This is a genomic window from Priestia sp. JNUCC 25 (genome assembly GCF_053667915.1).
The window spans coordinates 671,696-688,710 of the sequence record NZ_CM132211.1 but is presented as its reverse complement, the minus strand read 5'-3'; the positions used below and the strand labels follow the sequence as shown (position 1 = coordinate 688,710).

Below are 17,015 nucleotides of genomic sequence, written 5' to 3'. Positions count from 1 at the left end.
GTAGATTAGTTTCATTTTTTTATTATTTTTTTCTTTTACAAATTCCTCAAATTTTTCAGTCACTAAAAAAGCCTTGCAGAAGAACTGACTTTTCTGCAAAGCTTTTGAGATAACCTCTTATTTATTTAATAGCTGATGTGCTGCTTTTTCCTCGTCTCATTAAGATAGGATACAGTAACAGCCCGATTACAAATAAGCCAATACCTAAGAAAAATGTTTTTAAATCAGCTGTCCCTGTCTTAATCACCCAAAGTGAATAAATAAGTGCTAACGAGGCAATGATTCCGTCTTTTACTCGCGATCCTTTAATGATATCGTACGTCTCACCCGTCACAATAAGCTTTAATTGATAAACTGTCGTCACGAAATAAGGAACTAAATAAGCGAGAGTAGCTACAACAATAGCGAAATTATAGGCTTGCGAAACTGTACCTGAAATAGTCGCAAACAAAAACAGCTGTGTTAAGCCATTTGTTAATGTTAGTGAGCGGGCTGGACTATTGTTCTGATTTGTTTTAGCAAACCACTGTGGAAACAACCCTGATTTTGCTGCTTGATAAGGAACTTCTGCACTAACAACAATCCATCCAACAGTAGAACCTAATAAAGAAATAAGTGCTAAAATGGCCATTACGTAAGCACCTTTATGTCCAATCACCATTTCTAACGTATCTACCAAAGGTTTTTGAGACTGCTGAAGCTGAGCTGTTGAAAGAATCCCCATAGCTAGAAGCGTAATCCCCACATAGATAACCATTGAAATCAATAATCCAAGCAGCGTTGCTTTCTTCACTACTTTTTGTGATTTTGCACGGTTAGATAACAGTACAGCCGATTCAATTCCGATAAACGCCCACAGCGTAGCAATGGCTGCCCCATTGACCTGACTTCCCAATCCTACATTTATCCCCTTTGAATTAACAAATTCTGTACTGACCAGGTTGGATGCGCTAAATAGCGATAGCGCTACAACAATAAATAAGCCGAATCCAATAATTTTAGCTGCCGTTGTGATAAAGTTAATATTACCGGCGCTATTAATATCTCGCTGCAAAATAGCTTGAATTCCCCATAGGACAATAGAACATACTAAAAACGTAATGAATTTTCCAGCTTCTAATTGAAAATTTCCGACTGAAAATAAAATATCCTTACTCTCCATTACTGGAAAGAACGTTGTTAAATATCCCGCAAACGATATGATGACAGATGCTGTTGCAGCCCAGTTAGCTGCCCAATAGCCCCAAGCCATGCTATATCCTGCTACTTTACCTGCTTTAGGCGATGAAAAAAGATTCGCTGCATAACTTTGAGGCCCTCCTTTTAATTCGGGCTTTCTCATGACTAAATTCCCGAATACAAGAGCAATCATGAATACGCCAAGACCTGTTGCAATCCAAGCAAGTGTTGAACCGATTGGACTTGATACGTTTGCTAAATTAGAAGGAAGCATAAATACTCCGCCGCCTACCATATTACCAACTACAAAGGCTGTTAAAAACCAAAGTCCCCATTTTTTATCTTTCATTTGCTCTGTCTCCTTTTGCTTTCTAAAAGCTTAAACTTTTGAGATAGAAAGCTCGATGCTAATCTATTAACACGTAAAAATTATTTGTTTCTTCATTCATCTCTTCATTTGTTTAACAATATAATATATTAGCACACTAAAGCAAAAAGTGAAATAATAAATCCTTCATTTTCTTTTGGAAAAAAATGCGGCTGGAACACAACTACATCAATCTAAAGGCGAACAAATGGGATATATGAGTTCGTATGGATCCCGCTTGTTACACCGCTGCTGATTTCCGTGCAAGACTTCGCTTTCCGCGGGCGGTGAGCCTTCTCGTTGCTTCCGCTCCTGCGGGGTCTCGCTTTTCCCGCAGGAGTCTTCGCCTTGCCCTCCAATCAACAGCTAGAAGCCCTACATACAGTAAACCTACGTTCACCATCACCATAAAAAAATCCGAACGAGTTGGATTCTTAATCAAGAATTCAACTCGTTCGGATCTTTCTTCAACGAAACTACTTTTGTCCGAGCCTTATTTTTTATCTTTTATGAAAACCTTTTGAATAGTAGACAACAACCAATAAAATAAACCATATCGGACCTACAATAAGGGCTATTCTTGTATCAGAAGAAAAACCCATCACCACTACTACTCCCGCTAAGAAAGCAAGAGAGAGATATGACGTATACGGGAAGAACGGAAGCTTATATTTTAAATCACTTACTTGCTGATCGCTTAATCCCTTGCGGAAGCGAATTTGAGAAAGTAAAATAATTCCCCATGTCCAAATTGCTCCAATAGTGGCAATACTCGTCACCCACGTGAACACCTTATCAGGAACAACATAGTTTAAGCCAACTCCGATTAGCAGTACAACAGCTGAAGCAATAACTGCTGCACCAGGCACGCCGCCTTTTGTTAAGTTAGCATAGCGTTTTGGAGCTTCTCCGTGCTGAGCTAAATTAAATAACATACGGCCCGTACTAAAAATTCCACTGTTACAAGAAGATAAAGCCGCTGTTAACACTACAAAGTTTATAATCCCTGCTGCAGCGGGTATTCCAGCTTTATCAAATGTTAAAACAAATGGACTTCCTTGTGTTCCAATCTCTGGCCAAGGATAAATAGACATAATAACAAACAAAGCTCCGATGTAAAAAATCAAAATTCTCCACAGTACATTATCAATTGCTTTTGTTAGTGTTTTTTCCGGATTTTTCACCTCTCCTGCTGTTACCCCAATCATTTCAATACCAAGGTAAGCAAACATAACCATTTGAAGTGATAAAAGAACACCTTTCATACCATTCGGGAAAAAGCCCCCGTGACTCCATAAATTACTGATTCCTGTTGCAATACCGCCATTTCCAATTCCAAAGATAATCATGCCCAGTCCCAGCACAATCATAAGGATAATCGTTACTACTTTAATAAGAGAAAACCAAAACTCTAGTTCGCCATATGCTTTTACAGCTAAAAAGTTAACCCCTGTCATGATAACGAGTGCTGCAAGTGCCCATATCCACTGAGGTACACCTGGGAACCAAAAATCCATATATACTCCAACAGCTGTAATTTCAGCCATACATGTAATAATCCACATAAACCAGTAGTTCCAGCCTGTTAAATAACCAGCAAGTGGCCCTAAATAATCGTTAGCATACTTACTAAAAGAACCGGCTACTGGATTTTGTACTGCCATTTCACCTAACGCTCTCATAATAAAAAACATAATAAGACCACTGATTCCATACATGATAAGAATACCAGGACCCGCTAACCGAATAGCGGATGCAGAACCTAAAAACAGTCCAACTCCGATAGCTGCACCTAAAGACATTAAGCTAATATGTCTTTCCTCAAGTCCACGGCTTAATTCTTTTTCTTGCGTGTTCCCTTGCATAATTCTCTCTCCTAACATATCCATTTCATTTAATAGCGATAGCGGCTACTTGTATGGTATTAACTTATTTTCCAGCCAAATAATTCTAGGCAGTGTATGTACTAATAATCTGATATTGCAAGTTTCACACCTTCACTTTTACCGCTATCACATCTATAAAATACAATATTAAAAAAACTTCACTTTGTTCATTTTATCAAAAATCACAAAAAATGCGATAGTTTTTTGTGATTTTCACAAATAAACTTACGATCGAAATATAATAAAAACCATTTTTTTCATTATATGTTCTTATCTCACTATAATTATCTAATTATTAAGAATAATCAATCGATTATTCTTCTATATTTTCAATTATAGATGCTTACTTTTCCCTAAAAAGGGTAAAGATAAGATAACTGTTTAAACACTATTATGAACATCATCATGAAACGATCAGTAGGAGGGTGCTATGAATTGGTATGAAAAACTAAGTCAATATTTTCCCATTGAAGAAATGAAATCAAAGAAGCATATCGAAACGCTTTTACAAGAACGCAGCGATATTTATCATAAAAATGAAGGACCTCACCACGTATTAATGTACGTGGAAACAGACCAATTTATCTTTATTGATTACCTCTTTGTTTCAAAAGACGCTCGAGGTCAAGGGCTTGGCGGTAAATTAATTGATGAGTTAAAACAGCATAACAAACCAATTATTTTAGAAGTAGAGCCTGTAGACTATAAAGATTCAGACTCAGCAAAACGACTGCATTTTTATAAACGTGCAGACTTTAAGCATGCTCAAACAATTGGCTATAACCGCCGGTCATTAGCTACAAATGAAATTAACCAGATGGAAATTCTATACTGGTCTCCTACCTCTGAAACAGAGGAAAGCATTTTAAATAAAATGAAAAAAACGTACGAGTTAATTCATACGTACAAAGACACAGAAATATATGGTGCGTCTTATCAGCCGGCAGATCAAGTGTTAAAAATTGACAAAAATCGTAAAGATGGCGATATCTTAGCAGATTTATAAAAAGAAGGTAGACATGCGTCTACCTTCTTTTTATATTTTTGAATTATTATTCAAAATAAAACATTATTAATCACTTATATTCCTTTAGTTATAAGGTTTATACATAGATATTTTGTCTTAAATATAAAATTCTGAAAATTTTTAATAGTATTTTTCAACCCTTTACTGTATAATACCTGTAAAGCGCTAATGTTACTTGTTCTTACATGTTTTTTGCAACTTGAAGCTTAGTGTTCTTTGATAACTAAATAAAAAAACGACCTCGTTGTGAGATCGTTTTTGTTATGTTGTATATGTGGCAAACTCTGCTTGAGAACAAGACACGTAGTGACCTGGAGATACTTCTCTAAGCTCTGGTTCTTCACCGTTATAGTCATGGATACTTGGATCATAAATTTTGCGCTGACGCGTTTTTTCACTGTCAGGATCGGGAAGCGGAATAGCTGAAAGCAACGCTTTTGTATATGGATGAACAGGGTTTCGATAAAGTTCATCACTTGGTGCAAGCTCTACAATCTTACCTCTGTACATAACGCCGATGCGGTCACTGATGTATTTTACCATTGACAAATCATGGGCGATAAATAAATATGTTAGTCCACGTTCACGCTGTAACTTCTTCATTAAGTTAACAACTTGAGCTTGTATAGACACGTCCAAAGCTGAGATTGGTTCATCTGCGATGATAAAATCAGGTTCTACTGCCAGTGCTCTTGCGATACCGATACGCTGACGCTGGCCGCCACTAAACTCATGTGGATAGCGATTTGCATGTTCTTTGTTAAGCCCCACTGTTTCAAGAAGCTCGTGAACCTTTGTCATACGCTCCTTTCTCGTCTTAGCTAAACCGTGAATATCAATGCCTTCTGCTATGATATCTGCTACGGTCATACGAGGGTTAAGCGACGCATATGGATCTTGGAAAATCATTTGCATTTTACGATTGAATTTTTTAAGCTCTGAGCGAGATTTGCGACCATGTACATTTTCGCCATTAAATAGCACCTCACCGCTAGTAGCGTTATATAAACGAATAATCGTTCTGCCTGTCGTTGACTTTCCGCAACCGGATTCACCTACAAGCCCTAATGTTTCTCCGCGGAAGATGTCAAACGTCAGACCATCAACTGCTTTAATTGTTCCTTTACTTGTGAAAAAATGTTGCTTTAAGCCTTTAATCTCTAATAATTTATCTGTCATGTTATTCACCATCCTTCGCTACGAGTACAGGTGTCCTGTATACATTATCAACTTTACGCATGCGGCGCTGAACTGAAGCAGGCGGCTCTACTTTTGGTGCATCGGGATGTAACAGCCATGTTTTCGCATAGTGCGTATCAGATATTTTGAACATTGGAGGTTCTTGCTCAAAATCGATTTTCATTGCGTATGGATTTCGCGCTGCAAATGCATCTCCTTTTGGAGGATTCGTTAAATCTGGCGGCGTTCCAGGAATAGCAGCCAGCTCTTCTTCTGCCTCGTTATCTAAGCTTGGCATAGAAGCTAGCAGTCCCCACGTATACGGATGTTTTGGATCGTAAAACACTTCATCCACTGTGCCCATTTCAACAATTTGACCAGCATACATAACGGCTACTCGATCTGCTACATTTGCTACTACACCAAGATCATGGGTAATAAAGATAATAGATGTATCCGTTTTTTTCTGAATGTCTTTCATCAATTCTAAAATTTGAGCTTGAATTGTTACATCAAGCGCCGTTGTTGGTTCATCAGCGATCAATAGCTTCGGATTAGAAGCAAGAGCCATCGCAATGACAACACGCTGTCTCATCCCGCCGCTGAATTCATGCGGATATTGATTCACACGCTGTTCTGGAAAAGGAATTCCTACAAGCGTTAATAACTCGACTGCCCGTTTTTTTGCTTCTGCTTTAGACACTTTGGAATGCTTGATTACGACTTCACCAATTTGAGCCCCAACTTTCATCGTTGGATTCAAGGAAGTCATCGGATCTTGGAAGATCATACCGATATCTTTACCGCGAATAGCTTCCATTTCTTTATCCGTTTTCTTAGCTAAATCAATGCCGTCAAACAGCATTTCGCCGCTTTTGATTCGGCCAGGAGGCATCGGAATAAGGCGCATGATCGTTTGTGAAGTTACACTTTTACCAGATCCTGATTCACCAACAATTGCTAAAGTTTCACCTTTATTTAAGTGGAAGTTAACGCCGCGAACAGCTTGAACTTCTCCGCCATATGTTTTAAATGATACAGCTAAATTTTTTACTTCTAATAAACGTGACATATGAGTTCACTTCCTTACTTACGTAGTTTTGGATCTAACGCATCTCGTAATCCATCACCAATTACGTTGAACGCTAAGATTGTTAAACAGATAAACAAACCTGGGAAAAATAAGCGCCAAGGATAGTATTCCAAAGCAGGTAAGCCTTCTGAAGCCATTGTTCCCCAGCTTGCAAGCGGTGCCGGAACGCCTAGTCCCAAGTAGCTTAAAAATGCTTCTGTAAAGATTGCTGAAGGAATCGTTAGTGTCATTGTTACTAAAATTGGACCTGTTGCGTTAGGAATAAGATGTTTAAATAAAATACGTTTTGTTGTTGCTCCTAATGTTTGTGAAGCCATTACGTACTCTTGGTTTTTCAACTGCAATACCTGTCCACGCACAATACGGGCCATGTTAATCCAGCCGGTAATGGTCATCGCTAAAATCATCGTGCCTAACCCTTGGCCAAGCATAACCATTAAAATAATAACCAGTAAAAGGTAAGGAACACCATATAAGATATCCGCAACACGCATCATTGTTTCATCCGTACGGCCGCCGCGGTATCCAGAGATGCTTCCCCAAACTACGCCGATGAATAAATCAATTAAAGCTGCTGCTAACCCGATAAATAATGAAATACGAGCGCCTTCCCACGTACGAGCAAAAACATCACGCCCTAATTCATCTGTACCGAACCAGTGCTCAGAAGATGGAGCCTGATTAGCATTCAGTAAATCATTGGTTGCATAATCATATTTCACCATCAATGGACCAAATATAGCCATAAAAACAAGGAGAACCATTAGTACTACACCAAACATAGCAAGCTTGTTTTTGCGAAAACGAATAAAAACATCTTGCCAGAATGAAAGACTCGGTTTTTCAATCTTTTCTGCCTGAGCGCGGTCAATCCCTGCTGTTTCAAACATTTCTTTAGGAATCTTCGGAAGTTGCTGCATAGTTACTCTCCTTTCTTAGCACCTGTAAGTTTAATTCGAGGGTCAATGAAGCCGTATGCAATATCTACAAGCAAGATACAAAAAAGTAGTAAAATACTGTAGAACACCGTTACGCCCATAATCGTTGTGTAATCTCGGTTTGAGATACTGAGTACAAAGTGTGAACCTAATCCCGGGATACCAAATATTTTTTCAATAACAAAGCTACCCGTTAAAATCCCTGCTACTAAAGGTCCCATATAGGATACGACTGGAAGCATCGCATTTCGCATGGCGTGCTTAACTGTAATAACGCCTCTGCTTAAACCTTTTGCTTTCGCTGTACGAATATAATCATTGCTTAATACTTCAAGCATACTCGAACGAGTCAATCGTGCGATAAATGCCATAGGGGTTGAAGCAAGCGCGAGAGCTGGTAACACCGTGTGTGCCCAAGATTCCCAGCGTGCAACCGGAAAAATTTGTAGTTTCATAGCCAGAACGTATTGTAATACCGCTGCCATGATAAAACTCGGAACTGAGATTCCTAGAACTGCAATAACCATCGCCGTGTAATCTTGCCACTTATTATGTTTTAAAGCAGCAATAACACCAAGTACTACACCAATAGCAATTGCTATTAAAATAGCTTCCATCCCTAGCATGAATGAAACAGGGAATCCGCCGTTAATCAAATCATTTACCGTTTGGCCTTTATATTTGAAAGATGGACCAAAATCCCACTTTAAAATTGATGTTAAATAATCAAAGTACTGATGGTACCAAGGCTGGTCTAAACCGTAATACTGATTTAGATTTTTTTGAATTTCAGGGGGAAGCTGCTTTTCTGATGTGAATGGACCTCCTGGAACAGCACGCATTAAGAAAAAGGTCGCTGTTACGATCAGCCATAATGATAGAAACATATAAATAAGTCGTTTTCCTATATATTTGAACACCCCGACACACCTCCATATTTTTACAAAATTCGCGCACAAGAAAGAAAAGTATATGGAGCACCAGGCCCCATATACCCTTTGTCACAATTGATGTTACTTACTCAAAATGAGCCCACTTAATCTGAATGTCTCCAAGTCCAGACATCACAACATCTTTCAGCTGCTTGTCTTGTACCCAAGCGTTTGTGTAGAAGTAGATTGGTGCCACTGGCATTTCATCCATGAAGATACCTTCTGCTTTTTTCAACATTTCCAGACGTTTTTTAGGATCTGTTTCTTTTTGAGAGTCAATTAATAACTTTTTATATTCTGGGTTTTCCCAGTTTGTATCATTGTTTCCGCCTTTTTTATCACGGAACAATTCTAAGAAGTTGATTGGATCGTTAAAATCCCCTAACCAGCCCATACGTCCAACCTGATAATCTCCTTGGTGTAACTTTTCAATGTAAACAGCCCACTCAGAGTTGTCTAACTGTACTTTAATGCCAAGGTTTTTCTTCCACATATCTTGAACAGCTTGTGCAATTTTTGCATGTTTTTCATCCGTGTTGTATGAAACCTTAATTGCTGGTAGTTCTGAAGCATCTTTAAGGCCCATTTCTTTCAAGCCTTTTTCTAAATATTCTTTTGCTTTTTTCACATCATTGTCTTTGAAGTAGCCTTTTTTGTTATCTTCAAACATTGTTGGTGGTACAGCCGCCATCGCTGGAACTGAACCGTCTTTTGTAATTTGTTCTGTAATACCTTTACGATCAATTGCATAAGCTAATGCTTTACGAATGTTCACATTGTCTAAAGGTTTTTGTTCTGTATTAAACTTGTACCAGTAAGTACCTGCAATCTCTTGAATGTTTAATGAACCGTCTTTCTTTAATTCAGGAAGTGCATCAGCCGGTAATTGACCAGTAGGCATACCCGCCCAGTCTAATTCACCGTTTTTGAACATTGAAAGTTCAGTGTTGTTATCATTGATCATGTACATTTCAACTTTTTTAAGTTTTACAGCATCTTTATCCCAATAGTTTTCATTAGGAACTAACTCGATTTTGTCATTATGTTTCCAAGTTTTAAGCTTGAAAGGACCGTTTGACGTATAGTTTTCGCCTGCATTTGTGTACCATTTTTCATTTGATTCAGCAATTTTCGTATTCACTGGGAAGTACGTATAGAAAGCTGTTAATTCTAAGAAATATGGCGTTGGGTTTTCTAATGTTACCTCAAGCGTTTTATCATCTGTTGCTTTAACGGCAACATCATCTAATGAACCTTTTCCTTCATTGGCAGCTTGTGCATTTTTAACATAGTATAATTGATATGCATATTGAGATTCGTTTTTAGGATCTAACGCCCATTTCCATGCATATTCGAAATCTTTTGCTGTTACAGGGTCACCATTTGACCATTTTGCATCGTCGCGAATAGTAAACGTATATTTAGTTTGATCATCGCTGACCTTCACATCTTTCGCCATTGCATTTTCAGGTTTTCCATCTTTACCGATACGAGTTAAACCCTCAAATGTTTGTAATAATACGTTTGATGACGTTGAATCATTAGCTAAGCCTGGGTTCAGTGAAAAAGGCTCAGTTTTAATGTTTACGCGAAGCTCTTGCTCTTTCTTCTTGTCGCCGCCATCACTGCTAGCATTTTCACTGCCACCAGATTCTTTGTTAAATCCACATGCAGCTAAAAACAAGCTCATTACAAGCAGCAAACTGAAAAGAATCGACAACCTTTTCTTCATTGCGTGTTACCCCCTATTAAATTTTGTTTGTGTGGCAACCATATTTTTTTGATATGTACTAATTTCTTAATCCTCTTTCAATACAAAATAATCAGTTATTTTTTCGCGTAGTAGAGCATTAAAGACCTCACTGCAAAATTATTCTTCTACCCTATGAAACTGTCATCAATTGTTTACATGCTGTAAATCCAATGTATGCGCTTAATATGTAGAAGACTCATTCATTACAAAATTCGCTAATTGAAACAAAACATTGTCTATTTTGTGTTTTCTGAAAACTTAAGAAATTGTAATACCTTTGTAAAAAATATGTTTGTTACGCCTATTATAAATATTTTAAAAATTTATTGCAATACTATTATTTAATGGTATTTTTTTGTCACGAGAGAAAAAACCTTATCTTATAAGGATTGTGCCTACTTGTCAGACGTCCAAAATCTTTTTTGTAGTATAGGTATTACAATAGTATTACAAAGCCATTAGAAATACTAAATAAAAGATTTTTACCAAATTCTCCACCAAATTTTCATTAAGAAATGCTTTAATTAAAAGGTTCTTGTCTTTTTTTGCCGCTGAAAAATTCCAGTAAATTGTCTTATAAAACTTTTTAGCGATAAGATGTTTAAATTCCTGCTTTTTCGCGTTATAATAACGAATAACTATATAATTAAAGCTGTGAAAAAGAGTAGTATGCAGAATTTTCATTTTTAGAGAGTTTGTGGCTGGTGAGAACAAACATTGAAACCTGCAGAATGGACTTTGGAGCTTTCAAGTGCAAAGCTTGAACGTTGACCTCAACGTTATATGAATAAAGATAGTTCACAATTATGTGTGCTAATTAGGGTGGCAACGCGGTCCATTCGCCCCTAGCTTATGCTAGGAGCGGATGGGCCTTTTTATGTTGTATCCGTAAATTAGCATCATATATGTGCAGATGAAAGGAAGATTTGATGAAAACAATTTTTTCAGGTATTCAACCAAGCGGTACAATCACTTTAGGTAACTACATTGGAGCGATGAAGCAATTTGTTGAACTTCAACATGACTATAACTGTCATTTTTGTATTGTAGATCAGCATGCGATTACAACGCCTCAAGATCGTTTAGCACTTCGTAAAAACATTCGCGGCCTTGCTGCTCTGTATGTAGCAGTAGGAATTGATCCAGCAAAATCGACTTTATTTATTCAATCGGAAGTGCCCGCCCACACAGAAGCGGGATGGATGCTACAGTGCGTAGCGTATATCGGTGAACTTGAACGTATGACTCAGTTTAAAGATAAGTCCGCTGGAAAAGAAGCAGTATCAGCAGGATTACTAACTTATCCTCCATTAATGGCAGCTGATATTCTTTTATACAACACCGATTTGGTTCCAGTTGGTGAAGATCAAAAGCAGCATTTAGAATTAACGCGTGATTTAGCTGAACGCTTCAACAAAAAATACAATGATATCTTCACTATTCCTGAAGTACGTATTCCAAAAGTGGGCGCACGCGTCATGTCTCTTCAAGATCCTACGAAAAAAATGAGCAAGTCCGATCCAAACCAAAAAGCTTTCATTACGCTCTTGGATGACGCAAAAACAATTGAAAAGAAAATCAAAAGTGCCGTAACGGATTCAGAAGGTATTGTTCGCTATGATAAAGAAAATAAGCCAGGTATTTCAAACTTATTAAGTATTTATTCAATCCTAGCCAATAAATCGATCGAAGACATTGAAGCAATGTACGAAGGCAAAGGTTATGGTGACTTTAAAGCTGACACAGCTAAAGTAGTAGCTGAGGCCCTCGCTCCAATTCAAGAAAGATATTATGAATTAGTTGATTCTAGCGAGCTAGATGATATTTTAGATCAAGGTGCCGATAAAGCAAATGCAACGGCTAATAAAATGCTTCGCAAAATGCGAAACGCAATGGGAATTGGCCGTAAACGTTAAAAAAACGACTGCTATGCAGTCGTTTTTTTAATTAACTTTTGGCTCTTGTTCAATTTCCCAAAGTTTTTCAAAGAAAGGTTGTCCTTTTACTAAGCGCTCGCATAATAATTTATGCTTCGGTGACCACCCTGACTTCGTTTCATCGTATAGCTGATTCCATACGTCTTGAAACGACATCTCTTGAATGTCTTCGTACTTCGTTGGATTCCACTCTGTGTACCAGTAGCGGATTTGAGCTGTATTTTTTGTTGTATGTAGCTGATCAAGTGCCATAAATAACAGCTGTTTTAGCTGACGTTCTTTACGTGTTAGTCCTCTCATCGTTTCAGGAGACGGCGAAAGAATATGATGCTCTTTTTTATTCAGCTCGTCTTCACTGAACTTATATTCTAGCTCTTCTTGATCCGCAATCATCTCATAGACTAACTGTTCTTGTCTTGGAATTAAGCGGCTTTTTCGAATCGGAATATGATATCCCATCGTATCAATTGCTAAAATATTCGTTCCATCTGTAACGATAAAACAATATTCCACCTGCGTGCGTTCATGATTTTTCCGAATGTATGCTTTCTGATAGACATCTTGTAGTAGTTGTTGAGGTAGCTCGGAAAGATCATTTTCAATGTAATGAAATAAAAGCGGATTTACTTTTAATAATGGTGCTTGATCGAGCAGTTCTACACAATCGTCTTTTCTCCACTCATGGAAATGACACACATTATAACCGTTTTCTTCGCCTTCAAACCAATTAACCCATACATCATGAAGATATAGCATAATTTACCCCTCACTTACTATCTGTTTGTTATCCATCAGTATAGGCAGAGAAAGGAATTTTTATTCCAAATGATGTTATTTTTCTAAAAATTAATTGTAAAATGCCTTCGTTTTTGGCTATTATTCAAATGCACTTATTTCGAAGCTCAGATATAACGCCAGTGCTAATGATTACTAAAGGCTTCATGAGCTATATCCACCCCTATAAGCAGAAAAAAATCCGAGTTTCTTCTATAGTAATAGGTTTGTCAGGAGGTCTGACAAACCTAAAAAAATCTATCACACTTTTGTGATAGATTTTTAACGAAGAGATTTGGGATTCAAAGCATCTTTTAATCCTTCACCAATGAAGTTGATAGCTAGGATCGTTAATGTAATAGCTAAACCTGGCGGAACCCACATCCAAGGCTTATTCTGCAGCACATCTGATTCCCTTGCTTCTGTAAGCATATTCCCCCAGCTTGGCGTATCAGCCGGCACGCCAAAACCGATAAAGCTAATCGCTGACTCAAACACAATAAGGATCGCCATTTGCAAACTGGCTTGAACCACAATCGTTGAAAATACATTTGGCAGCAAATGTTTAAAGATGATTTTAAACGGGCTGCACCCAATGGAAACAGCTGAAAGCACATATTCATTTTCTTTTTCAGCCAAGATTTTGCTTCGAACCAACCGGGCCGTACTTCCCCAGCTTAGGAAACTAACAACTAGGATAAGCGTCCAAACGCCTGAGATCTTTCCAATTAGGATTGTATTTAACACTACAACGAAAACAATTAGCGGAAAGTTTAATACAAAGTCTGTAAAACGCATTAAGAATTGATCCACTTTGCCTCCGTAATAACCCGCAATCGAACCAATAAGAGTTCCGATTAAAATAACGAGTGTTGTACAAGCAACTCCAATCAGTAACGAAGTTCTTCCTCCATACAATGTACGTGCAAATACGTCTCGCCCATTAGTATCCGTTCCAAACCAATGCTCACTAGAAGGCGCTGCATTCATCGCCATATAGTCGATACGTGTAATATCTGCTTTTGTAAGCAGCGGTGCAAAAATGGCAAGAAGCGTAATCACAATCATAAAAGCTAAACTTATCATGGCTAGTTTATTTTTAACAAACTTCTTTCGCGCAATCGCCCATGGAGAAAGGTTTTTAGGAGCTTTCATATTCACTTCTGTCTGTACATCTTTTTTCGTTACAATTTCCATACTTTCTCCTCCTAATCCAAACGAATACGCGGATCTGCTACGCCGTATAACAAATCAGCAACCAGATTCCCAACCAGTGTTAAAATTGAAAACAACATTGTAAGCGACATCATAACTGAGTAGTCACGAGTTGCTACAGAGTCAACAAACAACTTTCCGATTCCTGGATACGTAAAGATCGTTTCTGTAATGATAGAACCGCTAATGATTGTTACAAGATCAAACCCTAAAAACGTAATAAGCGGAATCATTGAGTTGCGTAAGATATGAACATTATAAATTTTAGATTCTTTTGTCCCTTTTGCTCTAGCTGTGCGTACAAAATCTTTGCGACTGTTTTCAATAATATCATTGCGCAAAAATTGGGTATACTGCGCGGTCGACATCAAGCCAAGAATCAGCGCGGGTAATATAACGTGATGAATTCTACTTTGAATAAATTCCCATGATCCCTCTTTCAATCCTACTTCAACAGAACCGCTAAATGGAAACCAACCTAACTGAAAGGAAAATAAATAAATGCCTACGATTCCTGCGATAAACGATGGAACCGCTAATGCAAAGTAATTATATCCTGCAATAAAGTTATCTGCTAAGGTATACGGTTTTCTTCCTGCATACATACCTAAAATAAATGCAAACACATACGTAATCAAAAGCGAAGTCAAAGCTAAAAAGATAGTATTAGGCATACGCTCTAAAATAATATCTAATGTCGGTAACTTATGAGTTGTTGACTTTCCTAAATCTCCTTGTGCCACTCCCTTTACCCAGTTCCAATATTGAACGTAGATAGGATCGTTATATCCTAGCTTATCACGCATTTCCTCAATGTATTTTGGATCTGTATTACTAGGGTTGATTTCTCCCCCAAAAGGGTCCCCTGGCATCATTTTTGCCAGGGAAAACACAACAAAGGAGATCAGAATCAACATTGGAATCATCCCTAAAATACGTCTTAGTGAGTATTGCAGCATCGTTGACTCTCCTTTACATGTAAAATACTTATTCCGTTACAGACCATTTCTCCGGATCTACAACTACCGTTGATGGATCTAGAGTTACGTTTTTCACACGCTTATTCACAGCATAAATATTGATATTTTCCCATAAAGGAAGTGCTGGCAGCTGCTCATTAAAGAATTTTTGCCATTTTACATATACATCTTTACGGTATTTATCATCAAATGATTTTTCACTCAAACCGTCTTTAAGCATTTCATCAGATTCCTTATTTACCCAACGGCCATAGTTCCATTCAGCATCAGAGCTCCATAATCCTGTAGGATCTGGATCTGAACCAGTGTCCCAAGAACCAAAGAACGCTTCTAACGCCTTATCGTCGTTATCTTTCATTTCATTGTACAAGTTAAATTCAACAAGTGAACCCGTTGCTAATTTTGTTTTAATACCAATATCATTCCATGCTTGCATAATAGCCTTCGCACGACCCTCGAAGTTGGCTGGACCAGCATAGTGGCCGAATGAGATCGTAAATGGTTTTCCGTTTGGATCTTCTACAAAACCGTCATTATTCTTGTCTTTATAACCAGCTTCAGCTAATAATTTTTTAGCTTTTTCAGGACTATACTTGTACTTTGTTAAATCTTTTTGGTCAGCAGCAATCCAGAATACAGACGGAATAACTGTGTTAGAAACAACCGCTTTGTCGTTCATAAATGCTTTTACCATTGCTTTTCTATCTATTGCATAAAGCAATGCTTGGCGAAGTTTTAGATCTTTGAACTTTTCGTAATCATCTACGTTTTTACCAGCTTTTTGATCACGATGTCCAAATCGTAGACCAATATACGAATAACTAGTTGATTTCCCTTCCAAAAAGTCTAAGTTTTCTGCTTTTTCAACTTGCCCTAGATCAGCTGGGCGAACATCCATAATGTCGACATCGCCTTTTTTCAATGCTCCGGCGGAAACAGATGGATCCAGTACTTTTACAACAACACCATCAAGGTGAGGTTTACCTTTCCAATAATCATCATTACGTTCCATTTGGACATATTCACTTGCTACCACTTTTTTCACTTTAAACGGTCCAACACCAATAGGCTCTTTACGAACTTGTTTGGACTCTGCAAGATCTTTTACAGCAATTCCTTCATAGTACTTTTTCGGCATTGGATACGGCCACAGATTGTCTAAGTTATTTACACGAACTTCTTTAAACGTTACTTTAAATGTTTGCGGATCTACTACTTCAACTCCAGAAATAGAATCCGCTTTGCCGTCGTGATATTCTTGAGCGCCTTTAATATGCTCAACGTTTACATAGCGTGGACCTGTATAGTCTTTATTGGCAATCGTTTCATACGTATATTTAAAATCATCTGCAGTTAATGGATCTCCGTTATGCCACTTAATGCCCTTCTTTAATTTAAACGTGTAAGTTAATTTATCACCACTCACGTCCCAAGTAGCTAAGTCAGATTTAATCTTTAATTTCTTATCATAAGTAAAGAGACCTTCATTGATAAATTCTAAGATTTGGCTATCATATGCACTACCATACAATGCGTACTCAAAAAGCCCTTCCGGCGCTCCGTCAATCCCATACGTAATCGTTCCGCCATCTTTTGGCTTGTCTGTTTTCGCACCTTCAGTTTTTGTTTCTCCGCCTTCTTTATTACTAGAAGATGAAGAACTGCTTCCACCGCTGCATGCCGCTAGAAAAAGCGATAGCACAAGCAAAATGGAAACAAGTGATAAAAACGATTTCTTTTTCATCATGACGTTCC

14 protein-coding genes and 1 other annotated feature are annotated in these 17,015 nt (G+C 37.8%); of the genes, 2 read left to right on the top strand and 12 right to left on the bottom strand.

Going from position 1 to position 17,015, the window contains the following annotated elements; genetic code table 11:
- Positions 1-121: 121 nt before the first annotated feature.
- The 3 genes from JNUCC25_RS03640 to JNUCC25_RS03630 form a co-directional block, all read right to left on the bottom strand.
- Complete coding sequence (locus JNUCC25_RS03640; protein WP_013055421.1) at positions 122-1,528, bottom strand: amino acid permease; 1,407 nt, start codon at positions 1,526-1,528, stop codon at positions 122-124.
- A gap of 259 nt (positions 1,529-1,787) precedes the next feature.
- Positions 1,788-1,988, bottom strand: a complete 201-nt coding sequence (locus JNUCC25_RS03635) for a hypothetical protein (RefSeq protein ID WP_171843207.1) — start codon at positions 1,986-1,988, stop codon at positions 1,788-1,790.
- Between the two features lie 58 nt (positions 1,989-2,046).
- Positions 2,047-3,411 carry an amino acid permease gene (locus JNUCC25_RS03630; protein WP_029324763.1) on the bottom strand — a complete coding sequence of 455 codons (1,365 nt, stop codon included), beginning with the start codon at positions 3,409-3,411 and terminating at the stop codon, positions 2,047-2,049.
- Positions 3,412-3,862: 451 nt separating this feature from the next.
- Between JNUCC25_RS03630 and JNUCC25_RS03625 the strand changes: the two genes are divergently transcribed.
- Positions 3,863-4,438, top strand: a complete 576-nt coding sequence (locus tag JNUCC25_RS03625) for a GNAT family N-acetyltransferase (RefSeq protein ID WP_029324761.1) — start codon at positions 3,863-3,865, stop codon at positions 4,436-4,438.
- Between the two features lie 282 nt (positions 4,439-4,720).
- Here JNUCC25_RS03625 and JNUCC25_RS03620 read toward each other — a convergent pair whose 3' ends face one another.
- From JNUCC25_RS03620 to JNUCC25_RS03600, 5 genes are all read right to left on the bottom strand, one after another.
- Positions 4,721-5,638: an ABC transporter ATP-binding protein gene (locus JNUCC25_RS03620; RefSeq protein WP_454222786.1), complete on the bottom strand. Its 918-nt coding sequence runs from the start codon at positions 5,636-5,638 to the stop codon at positions 4,721-4,723.
- Position 5,639: 1 nt separating this feature from the next.
- Positions 5,640-6,710 carry an ABC transporter ATP-binding protein gene (locus JNUCC25_RS03615; protein WP_013055417.1) on the bottom strand — a complete coding sequence of 357 codons (1,071 nt, stop codon included), beginning with the start codon at positions 6,708-6,710 and terminating at the stop codon, positions 5,640-5,642.
- Positions 6,711-6,724: 14 nt separating this feature from the next.
- A complete protein-coding gene (locus JNUCC25_RS03610; protein WP_013055416.1) occupies positions 6,725-7,651 on the bottom strand; it encodes an ABC transporter permease in 927 nt (308 codons plus the stop codon).
- A gap of 2 nt (positions 7,652-7,653) precedes the next feature.
- A complete protein-coding gene (locus JNUCC25_RS03605; RefSeq protein WP_013055415.1) occupies positions 7,654-8,589 on the bottom strand; it encodes an ABC transporter permease in 936 nt (311 codons plus the stop codon).
- Between the two features lie 97 nt (positions 8,590-8,686).
- Positions 8,687-10,333 (bottom strand): peptide ABC transporter substrate-binding protein, encoded by a 1,647-nt coding sequence (locus tag JNUCC25_RS03600; RefSeq protein WP_013055414.1) that lies wholly within the window; start codon positions 10,331-10,333, stop codon positions 8,687-8,689.
- A gap of 666 nt (positions 10,334-10,999) precedes the next feature.
- Positions 11,000-11,204 (top strand) — a binding site (T-box leader).
- 76 nt (positions 11,205-11,280) lie between these two features.
- On the opposite strand from JNUCC25_RS03600, the gene trpS reads away from it, so the two are divergent.
- A complete protein-coding gene (trpS, locus tag JNUCC25_RS03595) occupies positions 11,281-12,270 on the top strand; it encodes a tryptophan--tRNA ligase (protein ID WP_097824320.1) in 990 nt (329 codons plus the stop codon).
- A 27-nt stretch (positions 12,271-12,297) separates the two neighbouring features.
- On the opposite strand, the gene JNUCC25_RS03590 is transcribed toward trpS, so the two are convergent.
- The 4 genes from JNUCC25_RS03590 to opp4A form a co-directional block, all read right to left on the bottom strand.
- On the bottom strand, positions 12,298-13,047 hold the full coding sequence (locus tag JNUCC25_RS03590) for a YjbA family protein (RefSeq protein WP_013055412.1): 750 nt from the start codon (positions 13,045-13,047) through the stop codon (positions 12,298-12,300).
- Positions 13,048-13,347: 300 nt separating this feature from the next.
- Positions 13,348-14,262, bottom strand: a complete 915-nt coding sequence (opp4C, locus tag JNUCC25_RS03585) for an oligopeptide ABC transporter permease (RefSeq protein WP_454222783.1) — start codon at positions 14,260-14,262, stop codon at positions 13,348-13,350.
- A gap of 11 nt (positions 14,263-14,273) precedes the next feature.
- Positions 14,274-15,239, bottom strand: a complete 966-nt coding sequence (opp4B, locus tag JNUCC25_RS03580) for an oligopeptide ABC transporter permease (RefSeq protein WP_013055410.1) — start codon at positions 15,237-15,239, stop codon at positions 14,274-14,276.
- A 28-nt stretch (positions 15,240-15,267) separates the two neighbouring features.
- Positions 15,268-17,007: an oligopeptide ABC transporter substrate-binding protein gene (opp4A, locus tag JNUCC25_RS03575; protein ID WP_318617280.1), complete on the bottom strand. Its 1,740-nt coding sequence runs from the start codon at positions 17,005-17,007 to the stop codon at positions 15,268-15,270.
- Positions 17,008-17,015: the final 8 nt, after the last annotated feature.